We start from the raw sequence: 21,830 nt of genomic DNA, 5'->3' as shown, positions 1-21,830 counted from the left end.
TCTGGGGGATGATGAAATGTCTAAAAAACGAAATTTGATGTATGTGACAGCAGGAACAGTACTAACAGGAATTGGACTCGCACGTTTAGCAAAGCAAGGGAAAAAAGACAAAGAAACAAATGGCATAGATCATGTGTTAAAGCAGATAAAAGCGCCAAAGTTCCCAGATTGTGAATTCAATGTGATTCATTACGGTGCAGATAACAAAGGGATAGAGCTTTCGACAAATGCTATTCAGTCTGCCATCGATGATGCACATCGTTTGAAAGGAGGGCGAGTGCTGATTCCTGAAGGGACATTTTTGACAGGCGCTCTAGAATTGAAAAGCAATGTAGAGCTTCATCTTCATGAAAACGCCTATGTGACCTTCAGCCAAGATACACGTCATTATCTTCCGCTTGTTCTAACAAGATATGAAGGAATTGAGCTTTATAATTATTCACCACTTATTTATGCCCATCATGCAGAAAACATTGCGATTACAGGAGCAGGCACGCTGGACGGGAGGGGCGATGAACACCACTGGTGGCCTTGGAAGTATGGAACAAATGGTCAACCCTCTCAAGATCGGGATCGTCAGCTTCTTTTTGAAATGGCTGAAAAAAGAATACCAGTGGAAGAAAGAGTGTTTGGCGAAGGACATTATTTAAGATCAAGCTTTATCCAGCCATACAATTGCCAAAACATTCTCATTGAAGGAGTAACCGTAAAGGATTCACCGATGTGGCAGGTCCATCCGGTGTTAAGTGAAAACGTCATCGTCCGCGGGGTGAATATCATCGGTCATGGCCCAAATACAGATGGTGTGAATCCAGAGTCGTGCCGACATGTGCTCATTGAAGATTGTTATTTTGATAATGGCGATGATTGTATTGCGATTAAATCGGGCAGAAATGAGGACGGCCGGAGAATCGGTGTTCCATCTGAGAACATCGTCATTCGTAGAAATACGATGCGTGATGGTCATGGCGGAGTAACGATCGGGAGTGAAATCTCTGGAGGCGTCAAGTATGTATATGCAGAGGATAATGTCATGGACAGTCCGAACCTCGACAGGGCATTGCGCATTAAGACCAACTCGGTCAGGGGCGGTACCATTGAACACATCTATTTTAAAAACAATCTAGTGAAAAGCTTAAAGCATGAGGTGGTCTGTATCGACATGATGTATGAGGAAGGGGATGCCGGTCCGCATAGGCCTGTAGTCCGTCATATTGAAGTAGAAGGGTTAAAAAGCAGCGGAGGGCGATATGGTGTCAAGATCGCCGCATACTCACATTCCCCGGTCACACACTTTAAAATGAAAGACTGTGTCATTGACGATGTCACGTACCCTCTTTCATTGGAACATGCAGTATCTCCTTCATTTCAGAAAGTTGTCATTAATGGTGAACATATCAACCAATAGCGGAAGTGAAAACAGCCACGTCAAAGGCTGTTTTTCTTTTATCAGGGCAAAAAAACGTATTGGCCGTCACATATACAACCTATCTGCACTGTAGTATAATATTCCCGAAATTAGAAAAGAATTGACGAAAGAGATGACGTCAAGCAGTACATAAAGCAGGGGGTTTATTGATGAAGAAGTTAACTGGTATTTGGCTATCATTGTTACTTGTGATCGGTGTTTTAGCAGGGTGTGCAGGTGCGGAAACGGACCAAAAAACAAACAGTTCAAAGCCTAAAGAGACAGCGGCTGCGGCATTTCCTGTATCCATTAAAGATGCAGCTGGTAAAACAGTTGAAATCAAAGAACAGCCTAAACGAATTGTTTCGTTAATTCCAAGTAATACAGAGGTTGCCTATGCCCTTGGCCTTGGAGATAAAATCGTGGGTAGATCAGATTTTGACAACTATCCAAAGGAAGTAGAAAAGGTAGAGAAGATTGGCGGTCTTGATTTCAATGTAGAGAAGGTTATTTCTTTAAAGCCTGATCTTGTCTTAGCACATGCATCACAAATGAGCTCAAAAGACGGATTTAAACAGCTTGAAGATGCAGGTATTCAAGTGCTGACTGTTAATGATGCAGCCTCCTTCAAAGATGTGTATAAGTCTATCCATATGATTGGTGAAGCAGCCGGCGTAAAAGAAGCATCAAAGAAGCTAGTAGACGAGATGAAATCAAAACTGAATGACATCAAAAAACAAGCAGAATCCATCTCCAAAGACAAACAAAAAACAGTTTTTGTCGAAGTATCAGGTGCGCCTGAAATTTATACAACAGGTAAACAAACGTTTATGGACGAAATGCTGTCTGTCATTCATGCAAAAAATGCCGCTGGCGATCAAACGGGCTGGGTGCAAATGACGGAAGAATCAATTATTAAACGAAATCCTGATGCCATCGTCACGATTGATGGTGCAAGCTTAGCTGATCTGAAAAAAAGAGACGGCTGGAAGGCGATCAAAGCAGTCAAAGAAAAACAAGTCTTTCAATTGAATACGGATCTGGCATCACGACCGGGACCGCGATTGGTTGAAGGAGTGGAGGCTCTTGCGAAAAGCATCTATCCTGACACGTTCAAATAAGATCATCATCGCATACACAGCAAGTGCTTTACTTCTTGTGGTGAGCATTGGAATGGGAATCTCATTTGGTAGCTTAGGGATTCCCATTCCTTCTATACTTCGGATCTTTGTTCATGAAGTATTTGGAATCCAGGTCGGAACCATTGATGCAATTGACCGCAATATTATGATGAATATCCGGCTGCCGAGAGTGATATTAGCGGCGTTAGTCGGAGCAGCTCTGGCGTTATCTGGTGCAGCCTTTCAAGGTTTATTAAAAAATCCTCTCGCTGACCCTTATACACTTGGGGTATCTCAAGGGGCATCTGTGGGGGCTGTAGCCACACTGTTTTTCAGTTTGCAGTTTCCTTTGCTCGGCAGTTTTACACTGCCTTTTTTGAGTATGACAACAGCGCTTGTCACACTATGTCTCGTCCTCTTTTTTGCCCGTCTGGTTCACCGAGGAATGAGCATTTCTTCTTTAATTTTGACGGGGGTCATCTTCAGCTCTTTTTTGGGAGCGCTCATTTCATTAATGATTGCGTTAACAGGTGATGATTTAAAAGAGATTATTCATTGGCTTCTAGGCAGTGTGTCTATGAGAGGCTGGCGATATATTGCTCTTTTTCTTCCTTTTTTCCTCATTGGTACATTTGCATTGATCTTGATGGGAAGAGATTTAAATGTGATGACGTATGGTGAAGAAAAGGCAAAACTGTTAGGAGTTCATGTGAAACGGAGCAAATATGTGGTGCTGCTTGCTGGTTCGATTCTGACTGGAAGTGCGGTGGCTGTGTCAGGAACGATCGGATTTGTCGGACTGGTGATTCCGCATTTTATCCGTCTTTTATCCATTACGGATCATCGTCATTTGCTGCCTTTGTCGATGCTGAATGGTGCTTCCTTTCTCGTTTTAGCAGATGTGCTCTCCCGTACGATCATTGAACCGACTGAATTGCCTATTGGCATCATTACAGCGTTAATTGGTGCACCTGTCTTTGGCATCATCCTCATTCGCAGATATAGAGGAGGGACGCATCTATGATTCAAGTGAAGGAAGTTAGAGGAGGATATGGTGAAAAAGAGGTCATTCACGGCGTGAGTTTTGAAGTGGAGCGAGGGGAATTCCTCGGCATCCTTGGTCCGAATGGGAGCGGTAAGACGACGCTGCTTAAAATGATCGCAGGTATTTTAGCACCTGAGAGCGGCCAAGTAACACTAAGTGGCCATCCAGTTCAATCCTACCGGCCAAAAGCACTTGCACAAAAATTGGCGGTTCTTCCACAGAAGACCGATCAGGCCTTTTCATTTACAGTGGAAGAAACGGTTCAGTTTGGGCGTTATCCTTATCAGAAAGGGTGGCTGCAATCTGTTACGAAAGAAGATATCGAGATTGTCAGCAAGGTGATGGACCAAACAGATATTGCTCAATTTAAGAATCAATCCATCCATGAGTTAAGCGGTGGAGAACAGCAGCGGGTTTACTTAGCCCAAGCGCTGGCTCAGTGCCCTGACTATTTATTGCTGGATGAACCAACCAGTTTTCTTGATTTAGCCTATCAAAAAGAGTTACTCGATTTGATTAAACAAGAGACGGTTTCCTCTAACTTAACGGTGATCGGTGTGTTTCATGATGTGAACATTGCCAGTTTGTATTGTGACCGTCTGCTTTTGCTGAATGAAGGAAAGACGGACATGCTGGGAGAACCGCATCATGTGTTAACCACCGAACGGGTGAACCGGGTGTATGAAACAGATGTAACACCTCTCCAACATCCACTGCGGGCAAACCCTCAGCTGGTAATTGAACCTGCGTCCATCTATGAACACTCTAGGCTGAACTTAGCGGATGGGTGGAAAACATATGGCGCAAACGGAATGACATTTTCTACTCATCAGCCATTGCGCATCCTTTCATCACATGAGAAAAGCGGGGGTTTCTTTTGGACACGGTCCCTTGGAACGGGAACTGAAGCACTCCATTACATGCTGGATGATGAGGAAGGGTACTTATTTCTTGGTCAATCTAATGGGCCGAAGCAATACGCCGCTGAAGATGATGATGAAGATGTCCTTCTTTATGGGATGCATCAAGAAGGAGAGCTGACCGTTTGGCTTGTGCTGAAAGGAATGATATCAGATGGTGCGTCTGTCCAGCTGATGGGCGAGCTGATGCACTTTATCAAACAAGAGACAAGTATCCAGGTACATCATCTTTGTATCGCTGCTGCCAATGCAGAAGAAAAGGAGCATACTGCTCATTTACATGAAAGAGTCAGACTGAAAGTGAAGCATCTTCTTCATACATTGAATGCAATGAAAAAGTGAACCGGCTGGTTCACTTTTTTTGTTGAAAACATCAACATCTACTTATGTCACCCACTGAATATTTGAAAAAAACGAAAAAATGTTGCTAAATAAATCATATTGCTTTTATAATAAGAATCACGAAAGCGTTTTAATAATTAGTTGTTTAAAAATGCAACAACCGGAAGGGGAGAATCATTTGAACATTCAAGGAATCATTCCAGCTATTTTGACACCGCTTACAGAAGAAGAGCATTTTCATCCAGAAGTGACAAAGCAACTCATTGATCATTTAATCGACTCTGGTGTGCACGGCATCTTTGCTTTAGGGACAAACGGCGAATTTCATTTGTTTTCAGAGGAAGAAAAGCTTCAAATTGCTGAAACTGTTGTAAAGGCTGCGGGCGGCAGGGTGCCTGTATACATGGGAGCAGGCGAGAATAGTACTGAGGCAACCATTAAGCTTTCAAACAAGTTCGCAGATTTAGGCGTAGATGTCCTGTCGGTTATCACCCCTTATTTTGTTGCGCCATCACAAGAGGAGCTGTATGAGCATTTTCGTCATATTTCAGAAAATGTGACCATCCCCATCTTGCTCTATAACATTCCGTCAAGAACAGGTGTGTCACTTGCGCCAGAGACGGTTGCAAGGCTCAGCGTCCTACCGAATGTGTTAGGTATTAAAGACAGTAGTGGAGATATTGCCAATATCAAAGCGTATCTCGATGTTACAAAGGATGAAGAGTTTGTCGTGCTTGCAGGAACGGATTCCCTCATTTTAGAGACATTGAAGCTAGGCGGAACAGGTGCAGTGGCGGCAACGGCAAATGTATTTCCAGAAACCGTCGTTGGCATTTATGAATCGTTTCAGCAAGGAAATCTTGACCAAAGTGAGCAATTTCAGCAGCAGCTGCAGCCGTTAAGAGCGACATTCACATTAGGAACGTTACCAGCACCTTTGAAAAAAGCAGCTGAACTTTCAGGGATTCCTGTAGGTCCGCCAAAAAGCCCGGTCAAAGCATTATCCGGCGAGGCTTTAGAAGCTGTGGCGAACATGATGGAGAATTATCGGATACAAGCAAAAGCAGCAAAGGAGTCGTGAAGAGATGACAATATCACAATATCACTTTCAAACGGCATCACACATTGTTTCTGGCGCTCACTCTCTAGAGCTCCTTGGGGAGAAGCTAGAGCTATTAGGACTTAGCAAGTTGAGATCCATTTTTATTTTAACGCAGCCATCCATCGTATCTCTTGGTTACGCAGATCAAATCAAAACAGAACTTGCAAAAAAAGGGATTGCGAGTGAGATCAGCACAGAGATTAAGCCTGAACCAACGGAAGAAAATATCGAGGACGTCTTCCAGACATTTTTAAAAGGGGAGCATGAAGCCGTTATTGGGATTGGTGGCGGGAGTGTGCTGGATGCGGCCAAAATATTAGCCGTTCTAAAGACGAATGATCAGCCAATTTCTGATCTCGTTGGCACGAACCTTGTTAAAAAAAGAGGAGTTCCAACGATTCTCATTCCAACAACCTCAGGTACGGGATCAGAAGTGACACCAAACGCGATTGTTACCTTTCCGGAAAAAGAATTAAAAATTGGCATGGTCAGCCCATACCTTTTGCCTGATCTTGTGATCTTAGATCCCTCACTGACACTCAAATTGCCAAAAGCCATTACCGCAGCTACAGGGATGGATGCGTTTACGCATGCGCTTGAATCGTATATTTCAAATAAAGCCAATCCATTTAGTGATATGTTTGCACTCGAATCGATGAGGCTCATTTCAGGAAGTATTCAGGAGGCCTATCATCACGGGGATAATATGACAGCAAGGGAAGATATGCTGGTTGGTGCCATGTATGGCGGGATGGCGCTCACAAGTGCCGGAACTGCTGCGGTTCATGCAATGGCTTATCCGTTAGGGGGGAAATACAAAATTTCACACGGTGTCGCTAATTCCATGCTGCTTCCTCATGTCACGGCGTTTAATGCAGATCATATCAAAGATCGACTTGAAGATATTGCTAGAGTGATAGGGATCGAAGAGAAAGGCTCAAAGCATACGCTTGCGGAGCAAGTGATTCGTCAAATTGAAGAGTGGACAGCGGATTTACACATTCCTCAACAACTCAAAGCCTTCGGTGTGTCAAAAGAAGATTTACCGGCACTTGCTGAAGCTGCTTCAGAGGTGAAGAGATTAATGGATAACAACCCGAAGCCGATGTCTGTCTCTGATATTGAACAGGTCTACATGAAACTGCTCCACGTTTAACACTTCATACGTCACTGGGATAGGACATAAGAAGTTGCTCCATACGGCTTGCACACAAAGGGGGATTTTAAGTGAATGTCTTAAGCAGTTCTGTCATCACATTTATTTTGATCGTCATTATTCTCTATATTCTGTTTACGACTTGGCTGACGATGCGTTTCCGCAGTAAGTCTAACTCAGAATTTAACAATGCCGCTAAGTCACTTCCAGCTATTGTGGTCGGTATTTTGTTAATGAGTGAATTCATTGGGACGAAGTCAACTGTTGGAACAGCTGAATCTGCTTTTACACACGGGCTTTCCGCTTCATGGTCTGTTGTCACAGTTGCTATTGCCTTTTTTATTTTTTCCTTTTTCTTAGTGGGGAAGTTTTATCGAACAGGACAATACACGATTTCAGGTATTATTGATCAAAAATTTGGGAAATCAACAAAGCTTGTTGTCTCTGTCATTATGATTGCAGCCCTGCTCTTAGTGAATTTAGGAAACTATTTAAGTGGTTCAGCTGCCATTGCATCCATTCTTGGCCTGCCTTTAATGACCTGCGCCATCATCACGGCGGTTGTGAGTACATTTTATTTTACATTCGGAGGAATGAAAGGGGTTGCATGGGTCACAATCCTTCATTCGATCGTGAAGTATGCGGGGGTTTTAATTACACTAGGGGTAGCCCTTTATTTAACAAAAGGCTTTGAGCCAATGAAACAAACCTTACCCGACCATTTCTTTACATGGGATGGGACCATCGGTTGGGGAACGATTGGAGCTTGGTTTATAGGAAACATGGGGGCCATTTTTGCGACGCAGTTTATCATTCAAGCGATCACCTCGTCGAAAAGTGAGCGAGAAGCGAAAAAATCGACCCTGTATGCAGCACTCCTTTGTTTACCGCTTGCCATTGCGATCGGGATCATCGGTGTCGCAGCCCGTTATTTGTATCCAGACATTGACCCTATTTATGCTTTCCCTGTCTTTTTACAGCATATGAATCCGATTTTGAGCGCTATTGTGGCAACATCGCTTGTCGCATCCATTTTTGTTGGTGTCTCGACGGTTGCACTTGCTACAACTACGTTGATTATTGATGACTTTTATGTACCGAAAAAGAAACCATCACCGGAGCAGCGTATGAAGGTGACTCGGTATGTAGCTGTCATCGTTGGGATTGTGCCGCTTGTGGGGGTCGCACTTGCACCAGAGCTGCTGTCACTTTCCTTTTTTACAAGAGCACTTCGAACATCGATTGCTGTTGTAGCAGCAATGGGATTTTACTTACCATACTTTAATTCAAATAGAGGAGCAACCATTGGTCTTGCCGCATCAGGCATCGCCACGACGGTGTGGTATTTACTCGATAATCCATTTGGAATCGATAATATGTATGTGGCCATTATCATTCCTTTCCTAGTTCTGGTGATGGATCGATGGATCAGCCCGCCCGCTAAAAAGGATCAATCACTGAAAGGAGAATTATGATGACAAATGAAGACATCACGATCAAAATAGATGGGAAATTACAACAAAATGAACAAGACGCAGCAAGAAAAGAAGCCTTTCTACCAACAGACTGCGTGCAAAACCATGCGGCTAATCTCATTGAGCTGGATAATGGAGATGTGCTGTGTGTATGGTTTGGCGGCACGCAAGAAGGGATTCCAGATATCTCTATCTATATGTCAAGGCTCAAGCAAGGAAGTGATCAGTGGACAAAGGCTGTGAAGCTGTCTGATGATATTACACGGTCTGAACAAAATCCAGTTCTTTTTCAAGAGAAAGATGGGAGACTGTGGCTGCTTTACACAGCACAACTTTCTGGCAATCAAGATACAGCTCTTGTGAGATATCGTTTATCGGAGGATAGAGGAGAGACTTGGGGAGAGATTGGTACTTTATTTGATCAGCCGGGGACGTTTATACGCCAGCCTATTGTTGTATTGGATAATGATGATTGGCTCCTTCCGGTGTTCTATTGTAAAACGATTCCTGGTGTCAAATGGACAGGAAACCGTGATGTCAGTGCTGTGAAGATTTCCTCAGATCAAGGGAAGACCTGGGAAGAGGTCACTGTACCAAACAGTACTGGCTGTGTTCATATGAATATCGGAAAATGTGCGGATGGTTCCCTGCTTGCCCTCTTTAGAAGTCGGTTTGCTGATTCGATTTATATGAGCCGTTCAGTGGATCATGGACGGACATGGTCTGAGCCAAAAGCAACAGAGCTGCCAAACAATAACTCATCCATTCAATTTACGGTGCTCCATAATGGTCATCTTGCCCTCGTTTATAACCATATCAATGCGGATGATCAAACAGAAAGAAGGGCGTCCTTATATGATGAGATTGAGGATGAAGGCGATACACGCACGGCCATTGATACAGAGGCACGTCCAGCCTTTTGGGGAACACCTCGTGCGCCAATGACACTTGCCATCTCGACGGATGATGGTGCGACATGGCCCGTCAGACGTAACCTTGAAATTGGTGATGGCTACGCCATGACAAACAACTCAAAGGATAAATTGAATCGAGAATATTCCTATCCATCCATCATAGAAGGAAAAGATGGGAGCCTGCACATTGCGTTTACTTTTTACCGGCAAGCCATCAAGTATGTGTGTGTGAAAGAAGAATGGATGCATCATACGTCTTAACCGCAAGGGATCAGTGTTTCCGTGAATTGTAACCCTCATTTTCTTCATTTATAATTGATGTTTGGAGGGTTGTCCCAATTTGCTAACATTTGGACTCCCTCAACGTATGTCTCACGATGAAGAGATAAAAAATGGGGGTCCTTTTCATGAATATAAAAGTATTAGGTATTGCGCCGTATAAAGGATTAGGCGATGTATTAATCGACCTTGCCAAAGACGAAAAAAGCATCACATTTCAGCTTGAAGTCGGAGATCTTAGGTCTGGTGTTGCACTGGCAGAACAGGCCGAGGCTCAAGGAATGGATATTATAATGAGCCGCGGGGGGACAGCTGCGCTTATTCAAAAGCACGTCAACATTCCAGTGGTGGATATTCCTGTGTCAGGCTACGACTTGCTTCGTGCCCTCACGCTGATTAAAGATTACCAAGGGAAAAAAGCAGTTGTTGGATTTGAAAATATTACACAAGGTGTACGCACCATCGGAGAGTTATACGGGATCAAAATTGATATATATACGATACAGCAAGAGGAAGAAGTGTGGGATCTCTTACAGCAGTTACAGGAACAAGGGACACAGGTTGTACTGGGTGATGTGATTACAGATAAAGCGGCCAAGGAGCTGGGGATGCAAAGCATGCTCATTACCTCAGGACGTGAATCTGTCAAAGAAGCGTTTCATCAAGCAAAACAAATGTACCGTTTATATAAAGAGGCGACAGCTGAGCAGCGCCTCTTTCGTGAAATGATTGACCAGGAGTCAAAAGGGATGCTGATCATTGATCAGTACAATCAGCTTTATTTTATCAATCAGCAAATGAAAGAATGGACAGAAAAAGGATTATTTGCACAGTTTACGTCTCATGTTGATGTGATGGCATGGTGCCCGGCGCTTGAACCAGCAGTAAAAGCGGTTCGAGAAGGAAAACAAAGTGGATATTCTCAAATCTCCTTTCAGCAGCAAGTGTGGCATGTCAAGGGAAGCTTGTTATCTAAAGGGGAGCTGCTTTTGACAATTGAGAAGCCTTCTGCTGTGATCAATAGAGAGGGTCAGCATATATGGACACTGGCCGCACCTGTTCATTCAGCACATCCATTTGCTCTTTTTACTGAGCAGAGTTCTAGTATGAAAGATGTGATTAAAAGAGCAAAGGCGTTCAGCCAAACAGCTCGGTCGATTTGCCTTTATGGTGAAAAAGGAACTGGTAAATCAAGCCTTGCTTTCGCTATTCATCAAATGAGTGAGAGGAAAAATGAGAGCTTTATGACGGTGCATTGCAGCCGTTTGGCGGAACCAGATGATGTAAAAGCAATTCCGATGCATCAAAAAGGGACGATCTTTCTGAAGGATATTGATCGTGTCCCAATGGCTATGCAGCCCCTCATGGCCGAGCAGCTTATTCATCATCAGCAGAACATTCGCTGGATAGCTGCATCTACAGTTGATTTGTTCAAATTGATGCAATCTGGGGCGTTTCATGAAGACCTATATACGTGTTTGCAGGAGCTCGTCATTCATGTCCCGCCGTTATCTGAACGGGCAGAAGATATTGAGGATATGAGCCGGTTATTTATAGCTGAATTAAATTCTCTTTATGGGACGCAGGTTGTTGGGCTGTCAGCAGATGTGATTGCCACCTTTCAAAACGAGCGATTTAGAGAAAATGTCCGGCAGTTCAAACGGATTATGGAAGAACTGGTGCTGACAACAAAAAGTGGATATATCACATTGAGTAAAGCAAAGCCGGCAATTGAGCAACTGGCTTCTGAGAATGAAGAAAAACAGCTGTCCAGCTATTTACATGGCACGCTTGACGAAATTGAAAGACGAATCATTCGGACGGTGCTGGAAGAAGAAAATATGAATCAATCAAAAGCAGCAAAGCGGCTTAATATTAACCGCACGACGCTGTGGAGAAAGCTAAAGGAATAATATGCAATGAGACCGAGGTGTCTAAATGACAAACGATCTATTAAAAAAAGGAGCGAACTTAGAGCAAAAGGTGATCATTGTGGCGGATGATTTAACAGGCGCAAGTGATACAGGTGTTCAATTTGTGAAGGCCGGTTTAAAAGCCTCTGTGCTGTTCCAGCCGTCATTTGAGGATATGAGCCGGTACAAGGAGGAAGATGTACTGATTGTTGATACAGATTCACGAAGTATGTCTTCTGAAAGAGCGTACAATGAGGTCAGTCAAGTGGTCCAGCCGTTTCTACAAGGGGATTCGCACCTTTTCTTTAAAAAAATAGATTCAACGTTAAGAGGAAATATAGGAATAGAGCTTCAGGCACTAATGGATCTTGGCCGGTTTGATGCGGCAGTCATTGCCCCCGCTTACCCCGATGCGAATAGATCTACGGCCTATGGCATTCATTATGTGGAGGGTGTGCCTGTTCATCTATCAGAAGCAGCAAAGGACCCGAAAACGCCTGTCCTGACATCCAGTATTTCAGACTTAATTGACGAGCAGACAAACATCAAGCCAAAACATCTTTCGCAGCAGGCGGTCTATTCAGAGCTAAACGAAACGAGTCATGAGGTTTCATCTTTATTAAAACATGGTCATCAATGGTTTGTGTGTGATGCAGAAACGAACAATGATTTAACACAGATCGTTGATTTGTTTATGAAGATCAAACAAAGAGTGCTTTGGGTCGGATCAGCCGGACTCGCTGGCGCGTTATCATCTTATGTCGCGAAACACCGCAATCTTTCTCATGCCAAAAAGCATGAATCTGTTCTCATCGTTTCAGGAAGTGCTTCTCAAAAAACAAATGAGCAGTTTGCTTTTTTAAGAGAAAAGCACAAATGTCTCGAGGTGAAAGTGAACCCGCTGAATATATTAAACGGCCGTGAATCATGGGAAAGGAAATTAGTCATGGAGCAGCTACTCACACGTCAGGATGAAGATATTCTCCTTTATACAGACGCAAGGCCAGAAATGGTTGAACAGATGCTTGCATACGGTGAAGCGAAAGGCATGACAAGACAAGAAGTAGGAAGTACCTTATCCGTCTGTCTTGGGAAGATCACAAAAGACATTATTGAATTAACAGGAGTGAAACGCCTTTTCTTAACTGGTGGAGATACGGCGCGTTCGATATGCCATGAGCTTGGAGCAGGAGGGATTCAGCTGTTGAAAGAAATTGAACCCGGCATCCCGCTTGGGCGGCTCGTTGATACGAATGTATATGCGGTCACAAAAGCAGGGGCATATGGTCAAAAAGATTCTGTGCTCCATGCGGTTGAAGTGTTGAAAAACATAGAGGGGGTAGACGAATGGCAAAACCAATCATTGCTGTAACGATGGGAGATGCTTCTGGGGTTGGTCCTGAAATTATTTTAAAAGCCTTCCAGCAAAGCCGTTTACATGAAGAAGCCGTTCTATTTGTCATTGGAGACACCCATATTTTAAATAGGGTGAAAGATTTTGTGAATACAGATGTGGAGATTGTCAGTATTAAAGAACCGGAGGAAGCGGAACAAGTAAAAGCTGGTGCCGTTCCTTGTCTTGATCTTCATCTATTAACAAGCGATATTCCAGTAGGAGAGATTTCAAAAGAAGCAGGGAATGCCGCTTTTCGATATCTTGAAAAAGCCATTACACTTGCGAATGACCTTAGAATTGACGGCATTTGTACAGCACCGTTGAACAAGGAAGCACTTCATAAGGCTGGTCATATGTATCCAGGGCATACAGAAATTTTAGCTGACCTGACGGGTACGGACGATTATGCCATGATGCTGGCAGCTCCTAATTTAAAAGTGGTGCATGTGACGACACATATCGGATTAATGGATGCCATCTTAAAAATCAGCCCTGAGCGTGTATACACAACGATTAAGCTGGCTCATGATACCCTCGTTCGATCTGGTATCCCTGCACCTAGAATTGCTGTGTGCGGGATTAATCCGCATGCCGGGGAGAATGGTCTGTTTGGAAACGGCGAAGAAGAGGAGAAGATCATTCCAGCGGTAGAACGAGCACAGGATGAAGGGATTCAAGTATTTGGCCCGCTACCAGCTGATACACTGTTCTTTAGGGCGACAAGAGGCGACTTTGATATCGTTGTGGCGATGTATCATGATCAAGGGCATGGACCAATCAAGGTGCTTGGCTTAGAATCAGGCGTGAACATTACAGTTGGATTGCCTATAATTCGTACAAGTGTCGATCATGGGACGGCATTTGATATTGCAGGAACAGGAAAGGCTGATTCTGCGAGTATGGAAGAAGCCATTCGGCAGGCAATCATGCTTTCTGGTACGAGAGAGAACCGATAGTAAAAGAGAAAGAGCCTTCCAATGGAGGCTCTCAGCGTGTAGACAAACCCTCGCATTCGGTGTCAGTCCTGCGCTTCGGTGCTCACGAATGTCAAATTCGCTCCGCGCCGATGCTCGTCCTTCCTAGACTGCAAAGGTTTTCTATCACGCTGAAAAGAAGACAAAGGGTTAAAATAAAGTTCATTTTAACCCTTTGTCAACAATCTGAGAGCCTTCCAATGGAGGCTCTTTCTTTAGTTCATATACGTTCCGCCATTCATATTGATGGTTTCCCCTGTGATGAAATCTGACTGATCAGAGGCTAAAAAGGTAACGGCGTTTGCGACTTGCTGCGGTGTTCCAATTGTTTTCAGAGGAATTCTTTCTAAAACAGATCTACGGTATTCATCACTCCACTGTTTGCTCATGTCTGTCTCAATTGGCCCAGGACAGACAGCATTTACATGAATGTGATGTGCTGCTAATTCTTTGGCAAGATGCATCGTTAAGTAATTGATACCTGCCTTTGAAACGCCGTAAGCGGGTGATGCATTGTGATGAGGGGTTTTGCCAGTAGTTGAACTCATGTTGACAATCTTCCCGCCTTGCTGTTTGATCATGTCAGGAATGACTGCTTGACACATGAGAAACGTACCCGTCAAATTAATATCAATTAGTCTTTTCCATTCATCAACAGATGTATCGACTGTTGATTTCCGCAAATTGATCCCAGCATTATTGACCAATATATCAATCTGTCCGAAATGTTCTTTCGCCTTCTCAACGAGGGAGGCAGCTGTCTCTGGTAAACTCGCATCACCAGCGACATAAACAGCGCGTGGTTCTTCTTTATTCATAGAGGAGCAAACGTCTTGCAATAGTACTTCATTCGTTCCGTTCAGCACCACTTTAGCTCCTTTAGAGACAAATGCCTCCGCAATGGCGCGGCCAATCCCTCTGCTTGCACCAGTAATAATTGCTACTTTGTTTTGTAAAGTCATCTATCATCCCGCCCATCTATCATAATTAAAAAGCGCTTTCATTTATTATAAAATGTGATGTTTCATCATTCAACATATAAAGTGGAAATGAAGAGGTTTTGGATAAAAGTGTTTCATAATAAAACAAATACATCTTTTCCACTTCAGGGTATACTAAAAGGAACAAGCAATAGAGGGGGAAAACAGGTGAAACTTTATACAAAAACCGGAGATCAAGGTCAAACAGGCTTGATTGGCGGACGGGCTGATAAAGATGACGCAAGAGTAGAAGCGTACGGTACATTAGATGAGGCGAATAGTTTGATTGGACTTGCCCAGGCAAACTTGAGGCAGCATGGCGAATTGTTTCAAGATGTTCTGTCAGAGCTGATGGTCATACAGCATGAACTGTTTGACTGCGGCGGTGATTTAGCAGCGGTGAAACCACCGAAAGAAGGCAAGTTAACAGAAGAATCTGTGACAGTCCTTGAAAAGCGAATGGACGTGTATGTAGAAGAAGCCGCACCGCTGACTAAATTTATTTTACCTGGCGGCCAGGAAGGCGCTGCCCTCTTACATGTGGCTCGAACAGTTGTCAGGAGAGCCGAGCGGCATATTGTGACACTCGCAAAGCAGGAGGAAATTCCAGCAGTTACGCTCACATATGTGAACCGTCTATCCGACTATTTATTTGCTGCCGCCCGTATTGTGAATCATCGGCTTGGTGAAGCAGATGTTGAATATGAACGAAGTGCCAACGTGTTTCGTTCCAAATGAGGAAAAGCACTCTTCAAATGGAAGAGTGCTAAACGTCCTCCTTCTGTAAGTAGAGAAGGAATTCTAAGTCACTTTTGTTCAATGAACACTTTATTTCGTATACAAATGCTTCATCAGCTCTTTATTTTTTTGAATAAATATGTCATTGTGCGAAGATACCATCCCATGAGCACCTGCATCGGGCATTACGTATTGTTTGGCTTGGTTTACCGCATTTGCGGCATCCTGAAAAGCCCCAGCAATCAAATGCAATTTTCCTTCATGATGCAAAATATCGCCTGCTGCATAAATGCCCTGAACTGTCGTCTCACTCAGTGGAGTTCCTGCAATCCAATAATCCTTCTGTTCTAGCTTAATGGTACTATTCGCAAGTAATTCTTTGTCTCGCTCGTATCCATGATTGATAATGACTTCATCTGTTGCTAGCTCAAATAAGGCCTCGTCCTGATGATCTTTGAGGACAACCGTTTCAATCCGCTCATGATCGTCTGCTGCAATGAGCTTTTCAATCGAGGTATGAAGCAGACATTGGACAGAGCTGTTTTTCAGGCGCGATATTTCAGCTTCATGTCCTTTCAAGGCATCTTTCCGATAGGTCAAATACACTTGTTTGGCAATTGGCTCCAGCTCATTTGCCCAATCAATGGCTGAATTACCACCTCCTGAGATCAACACGGTTTTATCTTTAAAGCGTTCAAGGGATTTGACCGTATAATGCAAATTTTGAACCTCGAATCGTTCTGCACCCTCAATATCTAATTTAATCGGCTTGAGGATACCTCCTCCAACAGCTAAAATGACAGTTTTGGAGTAATGTTTTTGATTGGAGGCGGTGTGGAGAACAAAGTGACCTGTTTCGTCTTGAGAAATAGAGGTAACCTTTTCTCCGAGTACGACCTTCGGTTCAAAGGTCAGCCCTTGAGCAATAATCTGTTCAATGAGCTGTGAGCCTGGAACAGGCGTTAATCCTCCTATATCCCAGATCATCTTTTCTGGATAAACATGAACCTTTCCCCCGAGGACTGGCTGGAATTCAATCAACTTCGTTTTCATTTCACGCAATCCACTATAAAAGGCGGAAAACAATCCAGCAGGTCCACCGCCAATAATTGTTACATCATATACTTCCATGTCTTTCATCGTACACGTCGCCTCGCTTCTTTTGCTTTAAAAATGACGATGGGGCATCGTTTTGGAACAGCCACATGATTTCATAGCTGACTATACGCAGTCTCATTTATTTTCTAATTGCTGCTGCAAGACTTCTAAAAAATGGATGCGGCTATAAGCAGGTCCTCCTTCAAGAAGTGGATTCACTACATTGATATAAACCTGATCCTTTTTAAAGGCGGTCATGTTTTGAATAACAGGGTTCTTTTTCATGTCATCAAATGCATGTTGTGCTTCTTGATTTTCATCTGTAGAAAATTGTACAAATAGATAATCCGGATTCATTTCCCCTAGTTGCTCGACAGAGATTGCTTCTTGCGTCTTTGCCAACCTAATCGGTTGAGGAACGGCAAGCCCCAATTCGTTATACAAGACAGGATTGAAATACACATCTTCTGGATATACGAAGGCTTGTGCTCCCCGAATTCGAATGATGGCTACTTTTTTATTCTTGAGCTTCTCCTTTAACGAGGCTTTTGCGTCTTTGACATCTGTTTTGTATTGAGTGAGGATTTTGTCTGCTTTCGTCTGTTTCCCTGTTAAATTGGCCATTAGCTCTAAATTAGCCTCCCAATTTGTCGCGATATGGGATATTGGAATGGTCGGAGCAATTTTCTCTAACTTGTTTAGTACGACTTGTTGAAATTTAGAGGAACCTAAAATAACGTCAGGTTTCAATTTTAATATTTTCTCAAAATTCGGCTGCTGTTTTTCACCAATTGATTCGGAATCGCCTGTGATCGAAGCAAATATTTTTGGAAACTTTCCTCCTACTGATATTGCCCCTGTTGGATGAACATCAAGTACAAGTGCATCTTCCATCGCTTCCATCGCCCCAGTAATGACGATTTTTTCGGTTTTTTTCGGGATGGTATACGTTTTCCCAAGATACTCTATTGTTTTCGTAGCAGCATCTCCTGAATCTTCAATTCCGATATTTTTGCTTCCGGAGGCCGTAGTTGATTGCTTAGGTTTGTCTCCGCCACCGCAAGCCGCCATGATCAGCATCAATAAGGAAATGAAGCCGATGATCATTAATTTTTTATTCATCTTTTCAAAACTCCTCTCAAACTGTCTATTGTGGTCGTGCTTTATTTCATCCCCATATGTTCACGCAAGGTGGATCCTGTATATTCACTCCTAAACAAGCCATGTTGGACAAGTAAAGGGACCAATTCGTTAAAAAATAGTTCTAGTGATTGTACTGAGCCCGGAAGTGCAATGAATCCGTCTAAAGCACCTGTTTCAAACCATCTGGTTATTTCTCTCTGGGCATCCTCAGTTGTTCCCACGATTACCCAGTGTGCCGATCCAATGACCTCAGGCCTAGAGAGTAGTTCTCTTACGGTAGGCTGCGTTTGTACAATCAACCTGCGCAGCAAATCAGCATGGGTCTGACTGCGTACCTGCTCAACCAATCCTTGTAGCATATCGGCAGGAACGGGTTGATCTAAAGGGAGATGGCGAATATCGAGACCTAGAATCGATTGAATTGCTGCATAACCTTGTGCAGTGCTTAGATGGGAATGTGCCTCTCTATACATTTCATGCGCCTCGTCACGTGTTTTTCCTAAAAAAAAGTACAAGCCAGGCAGCACACGGATGTCATCCGGCTGGCGGCCATGCTTGCATGCTCTTCTCCTCATGTCTTTCCGTAATTGAATAGCTGAGGCCATATCAGGGGTGGATGCAAACATCGCATCTGCAGTTGAAGCGGCAAAATCACGCCCCTTTTCCGAAGCACCTGCCTGAAACAAAGGAATGGTTCCTGACGGATGGGCCGGCACATTGAGCGGACCCTTAACATGAAAGAAATGCCCCTCATGTTGAATAGAAGAAATTCTCTTCTTGTCAGCAAATTGTCCTGTCGTCCGATTGATGAGTAGCGCCTCGTTTGGATAGCTCTCCCAAAGCTTGCGTACAACATCCGTAAATTCCATCGCCTTCTTATATCGTTCTTCTGATGATGGCATGGGTGAATGGCTAAAATGATCGGCTCCGTCGATCGAAGTGACAATATTCCAGCCGGCACGTCCATTGCTGATCGAGTGCAAGGATTGAATCTGTCTTGCCACTACATATGGAGGATTGAACGTAGTCGAAGCGGTTGAAACAAGTCCAATTTGATTCGTCTCATGTGCAATCGAAGCAAGTAGAACCGTTGGATCAAGACCTCCAAAGCCAGGGGAGTGATCCAAAGAATCTATGTGGAGGACCAGCGCATCCGGCTTAAAAAGAAAGTCAAGCTTGGCCATCTCTGCTCTCTTTGCAAGCTCGACGTAGAAGTTGGTTGAGAATAAGTGTTCTACCATGCTGTTTGGATGCTGCCAGCCTTTTCCCTTCAGCCAGGTCGCTGACAAGGACAATCCGATACAAAGCTGCCTTTTTTTGTTCACATCATCTGCCTCCCTGTCGTTGCTGAATATCACTCAGCAATAATTGATATTGATAATCATTATCATCGAATAGTATAGCAAGGACCTCGTGAAATGCGAATACACAAATAACGAATATCACATGCATTATTATCTAATCAGGGCTGACAGAAGAGAGATGATCTATTTCTGAGGCAGTTAGGCTGGTTGTTTCCTAGAGAGCTGTAGAAACCCTCTAAGGAATGAGGCTGACATCCATCGTTTTGAGAAGAAATACGACAGATTTATTTAACGGTATATGCGCTAGGTGGCACTCCGAATTTCTTTTTAAATACTCTGCTAAAATAGAGCGGATTAGGGTAACCGACAGTCATAGCAACATCACTTATCGGAATATTGCCTGTCTTAAGTATTTCACGCGCTCTTTCCATACGATACTGGATCACATAGTCAATTGGGTGAAGTCCGGTATATTTGTGAAAAAAATATGAGAAGCTTTTGGGATTCATATCGCACAATTCAGCGAGATCCTGAAGTGTTAATGGATTCATATATTGTCCTCTAATATAAGCGACAGCTTCCTCGATGACCCTTTCATTAGGAGAGCTATCTTTCTGCTTACAGCCCATTAGAATTTGATATAGGAGACGCAAAAATAATTCTTTGACTCGAAGTTTTCCCATCCCACCAGGTGTATGGATATTTTGATGGAGCATGGTGAGTATTTCTATGATTCTCGGATTTGCTCCCGTTTCCAGCTTGAAAGTATTGTCAAAGTCAGATTCTTTATCACAATTCAAATGATAAAAAAGTGAATGGTATTCGTATTCTGATTGACTGATTACCTGCAAGGCAAGCTGGCATCCCGGTGTTACATGCATGACAGATCCTGGCTGCAAATTGTAGCTTTTTCCATTGATATTCAGTCTAGCTTCTCCGCGAATGCTGAAAAGAAAGCCAGCACTTTCTGTCTTAAATTCACTTAATGTACTATGGGGCTGGATGACTAAACGATAGATTTCTTGTATGTGAAAAGAATGACTAGCAAATAGATCAGCTAGTTGATCTCTATTGATCAATGTACGACACCTGCCTATTTATTTAATCTATATACTACTTATTTTGTGATTTTACCATACGTTTAGCACCCACAAGAGCTAGAAATGGTAAATAAGTGAGCGGCTTTGTCTTCATGTTGATGTTCTTCTTTTCGAAGAGTGTTTTTTGTTTGATTCAATTGTTCAGTCTGAGCCATGTTACGACTCTGGTCGCAACCAAAGATCAATCTACGACACGTTTTGCCGGCTTCCTTTTTTGACTATAGTTAAAGCAAGGAGCAAGAAAGGAGGCATGAAGATGAAAATAACAAGTAAAACCATCATCGGTTCAATCCTGATGTTTATCGGTTTATCCATCTTCTTTGGTGGTTCATTGGGCGGGCTGATCCCGACTTTGATTGGGGCGTGGCTCATTTATGTAGGTGTCAAAAAATATGATAAAGGCAGTAAGACAACAGGGGTCATTCTCTCTATTATCGGTGTATTGCTCGTCGTGCAGTCGCTGCCATTTTTACTCGGAATCGCATTTGCTGGAGTACTTCTCTACTTTGGCTGGAAGATGATCAATGGTGAATCTGCAAAGGAATCATCCGGCAGATCATCCTATATGGAGCCAAACACGGCACCGAACATGGAAGAACCGATGCACACGTCATTTGATCAAGAATGGGAAGACTTTTTAAAGAAAAAATAAAGGGAGGAATATGAAATGGTATTAAGAAGAGTACGTGATATGTTTGTTGCAACAGTCAATGAAGGTTTAGATAAATTGGAGAATCCGCGTGTCATGCTGAATCAATATGTTCGTGATATGGAGGACGATATTGCCAAAGCGAAGCATGCGATTATCAAACAGCAAACCATTCAGCAAGGTTTCTTGAGAAAAGCAGAAGAAACAGAAGAATTTGCTGATAAGCGAAAGAAACAGGCGGAGCTGGCGTTTCATGCAGGAGAAGAAGAACTTGCACGGAAAGCACTGACTGAAATGAAGTATTTTGAAGAAAAGCACAACGAATATCAAGAAGCCTACCAGCAATCTGTTAAACAGTTGAAAGAGCTGAAAGAACAGTTGCAGCATCTAGAAACAAAGCTGCGTGATGTTAAAGACAAGAAGCAAGCGCTGATTGCAAGAGCCAATGCCGCACAGGCAAAGCAGCATATGAATGAATCTATGAATAAGGTTGATAGTGAAAGTGCTTATAAAGAATTTCTACGCATGGAGAATCGTATAGAGGAAATGGAGACAAAAGCGGGTAGTTATGCACAATTTGCCGATCAGGGTGCTTATGCTCATCTTGATTACGCTGATGAGGTTGAAAAGGAATGGCAAAAGCTTCAACGATCAAAGCAGCCTGAGAAACAGCCGGCAAACTAATGGAAATGTGTCAAATCGGAAGAAAAACAGGATTTTTCTTCCGTTATTTGATTTCTTTCTGTTTCGCTTTTCCTTATAATAAAAAGGTC

The 21,830-nt window shown here is 43.2% G+C and carries 19 protein-coding genes; 14 read left to right on the top strand and 5 right to left on the bottom strand.

Going from position 1 to position 21,830, the window contains the following annotated elements; translation table 11 throughout:
* Positions 1–16: 16 nt before the first annotated feature.
* The 11 genes from MHI41_RS15470 (at position 17) to pdxA (ending at position 14,027) form a co-directional block, all read left to right on the top strand.
* On the top strand, positions 17–1,408 hold the full coding sequence (locus MHI41_RS15470) for a glycoside hydrolase family 28 protein (RefSeq protein ID WP_212338653.1): 1,392 nt from the start codon (positions 17–19) through the stop codon (positions 1,406–1,408).
* A gap of 170 nt (positions 1,409–1,578) precedes the next feature.
* The gene (locus MHI41_RS15465; RefSeq protein ID WP_017368040.1) at positions 1,579–2,529 is read left to right on the top strand and encodes an ABC transporter substrate-binding protein; all 951 of its coding nucleotides are present in this window, start codon (positions 1,579–1,581) and stop codon (positions 2,527–2,529) included.
* Positions 2,495–3,553, top strand: a complete 1,059-nt coding sequence (locus MHI41_RS15460; RefSeq protein ID WP_017368039.1) for an iron ABC transporter permease — start codon at positions 2,495–2,497, stop codon at positions 3,551–3,553. Before MHI41_RS15465 ends, MHI41_RS15460 begins: the two co-directional genes overlap by 35 nt.
* Positions 3,550–4,836, top strand: coding sequence for a heme ABC transporter ATP-binding protein (locus MHI41_RS15455; RefSeq protein WP_342494296.1), 1,287 nt, complete (start codon positions 3,550–3,552; stop codon positions 4,834–4,836). The genes MHI41_RS15460 and MHI41_RS15455 overlap by 4 nt, the downstream gene beginning before the upstream one ends.
* Before the next feature lie 178 nt (positions 4,837–5,014).
* Positions 5,015–5,917: a 4-hydroxy-tetrahydrodipicolinate synthase gene (dapA, locus tag MHI41_RS15450; protein WP_342494295.1), complete on the top strand. Its 903-nt coding sequence runs from the start codon at positions 5,015–5,017 to the stop codon at positions 5,915–5,917.
* A gap of 4 nt (positions 5,918–5,921) precedes the next feature.
* A complete protein-coding gene (locus MHI41_RS15445; protein WP_342494294.1) occupies positions 5,922–7,094 on the top strand; it encodes an iron-containing alcohol dehydrogenase in 1,173 nt (390 codons plus the stop codon).
* A gap of 71 nt (positions 7,095–7,165) precedes the next feature.
* Entirely contained in the window at positions 7,166–8,569 is a 1,404-nt protein-coding gene (locus tag MHI41_RS15440; RefSeq protein ID WP_017368035.1) for a sodium:solute symporter family protein, read from the top strand.
* Complete coding sequence (locus tag MHI41_RS15435) at positions 8,569–9,744, top strand: exo-alpha-sialidase (RefSeq protein ID WP_017368034.1); 1,176 nt, start codon at positions 8,569–8,571, stop codon at positions 9,742–9,744. The genes MHI41_RS15440 and MHI41_RS15435 overlap by 1 nt, the downstream gene beginning before the upstream one ends.
* 146 nt (positions 9,745–9,890) lie before the next feature.
* Complete coding sequence (locus MHI41_RS15430) at positions 9,891–11,675, top strand: sigma-54-dependent Fis family transcriptional regulator (protein ID WP_171814644.1); 1,785 nt, start codon at positions 9,891–9,893, stop codon at positions 11,673–11,675.
* A gap of 25 nt (positions 11,676–11,700) precedes the next feature.
* Positions 11,701–13,047, top strand: coding sequence for a four-carbon acid sugar kinase family protein (locus tag MHI41_RS15425; protein ID WP_342494293.1), 1,347 nt, complete (start codon positions 11,701–11,703; stop codon positions 13,045–13,047).
* The gene (pdxA, locus tag MHI41_RS15420) at positions 13,023–14,027 is read left to right on the top strand and encodes a 4-hydroxythreonine-4-phosphate dehydrogenase PdxA (protein ID WP_113747002.1); all 1,005 of its coding nucleotides are present in this window, start codon (positions 13,023–13,025) and stop codon (positions 14,025–14,027) included. Before MHI41_RS15425 ends, pdxA begins: the two co-directional genes overlap by 25 nt.
* A 233-nt stretch (positions 14,028–14,260) precedes the next feature.
* Here pdxA and MHI41_RS15415 read toward each other — a convergent pair whose 3' ends face one another.
* A complete protein-coding gene (locus MHI41_RS15415; protein WP_041091885.1) occupies positions 14,261–15,007 on the bottom strand; it encodes a 3-oxoacyl-ACP reductase family protein in 747 nt (248 codons plus the stop codon).
* Between the two features lie 186 nt (positions 15,008–15,193).
* Here MHI41_RS15415 and MHI41_RS15410 point away from each other — a divergent pair, with 186 nt between their 5' ends.
* Positions 15,194–15,763 carry a cob(I)yrinic acid a,c-diamide adenosyltransferase gene (locus tag MHI41_RS15410; protein WP_210552204.1) on the top strand — a complete coding sequence of 190 codons (570 nt, stop codon included), beginning with the start codon at positions 15,194–15,196 and terminating at the stop codon, positions 15,761–15,763.
* Positions 15,764–15,853: 90 nt separating this feature from the next.
* Here the strand turns inward: MHI41_RS15410 and MHI41_RS15405 are convergent, their stop codons facing one another.
* From MHI41_RS15405 to MHI41_RS15390, 4 genes are all read right to left on the bottom strand, one after another.
* Entirely contained in the window at positions 15,854–16,903 is a 1,050-nt protein-coding gene (locus MHI41_RS15405; protein ID WP_342494292.1) for an NAD(P)/FAD-dependent oxidoreductase, read from the bottom strand.
* Between the two features lie 93 nt (positions 16,904–16,996).
* Positions 16,997–17,983 carry an ABC transporter substrate-binding protein gene (locus MHI41_RS15400; RefSeq protein ID WP_342494291.1) on the bottom strand — a complete coding sequence of 329 codons (987 nt, stop codon included), beginning with the start codon at positions 17,981–17,983 and terminating at the stop codon, positions 16,997–16,999.
* Between the two features lie 41 nt (positions 17,984–18,024).
* A complete protein-coding gene (locus tag MHI41_RS15395) occupies positions 18,025–19,329 on the bottom strand; it encodes an NtaA/DmoA family FMN-dependent monooxygenase (RefSeq protein WP_342494290.1) in 1,305 nt (434 codons plus the stop codon).
* 263 nt (positions 19,330–19,592) lie between these two features.
* Positions 19,593–20,387, bottom strand: coding sequence for an AraC family transcriptional regulator (locus MHI41_RS15390; RefSeq protein WP_213406993.1), 795 nt, complete (start codon positions 20,385–20,387; stop codon positions 19,593–19,595).
* A gap of 277 nt (positions 20,388–20,664) precedes the next feature.
* On the opposite strand from MHI41_RS15390, the gene MHI41_RS15385 reads away from it, so the two are divergent.
* Entirely contained in the window at positions 20,665–21,060 is a 396-nt protein-coding gene (locus tag MHI41_RS15385) for a membrane protein (RefSeq protein ID WP_008347092.1), read from the top strand.
* A gap of 15 nt (positions 21,061–21,075) precedes the next feature.
* The gene (locus MHI41_RS15380; protein WP_249670065.1) at positions 21,076–21,741 is read left to right on the top strand and encodes a PspA/IM30 family protein; all 666 of its coding nucleotides are present in this window, start codon (positions 21,076–21,078) and stop codon (positions 21,739–21,741) included.
* Positions 21,742–21,830 lie beyond the last annotated feature (89 nt).

The sequence above is a fragment of the Bacillus sp. FSL M7-0307 genome, from assembly GCF_038627835.1.
Taxonomy (GTDB): Bacteria; Bacillota; Bacilli; order Bacillales; family Bacillaceae; genus Bacillus; species Bacillus altitudinis.
The sequence above is the reverse complement of the archived record's forward strand: the minus strand, read 5'-3'. Positions and strand labels throughout refer to the sequence as shown.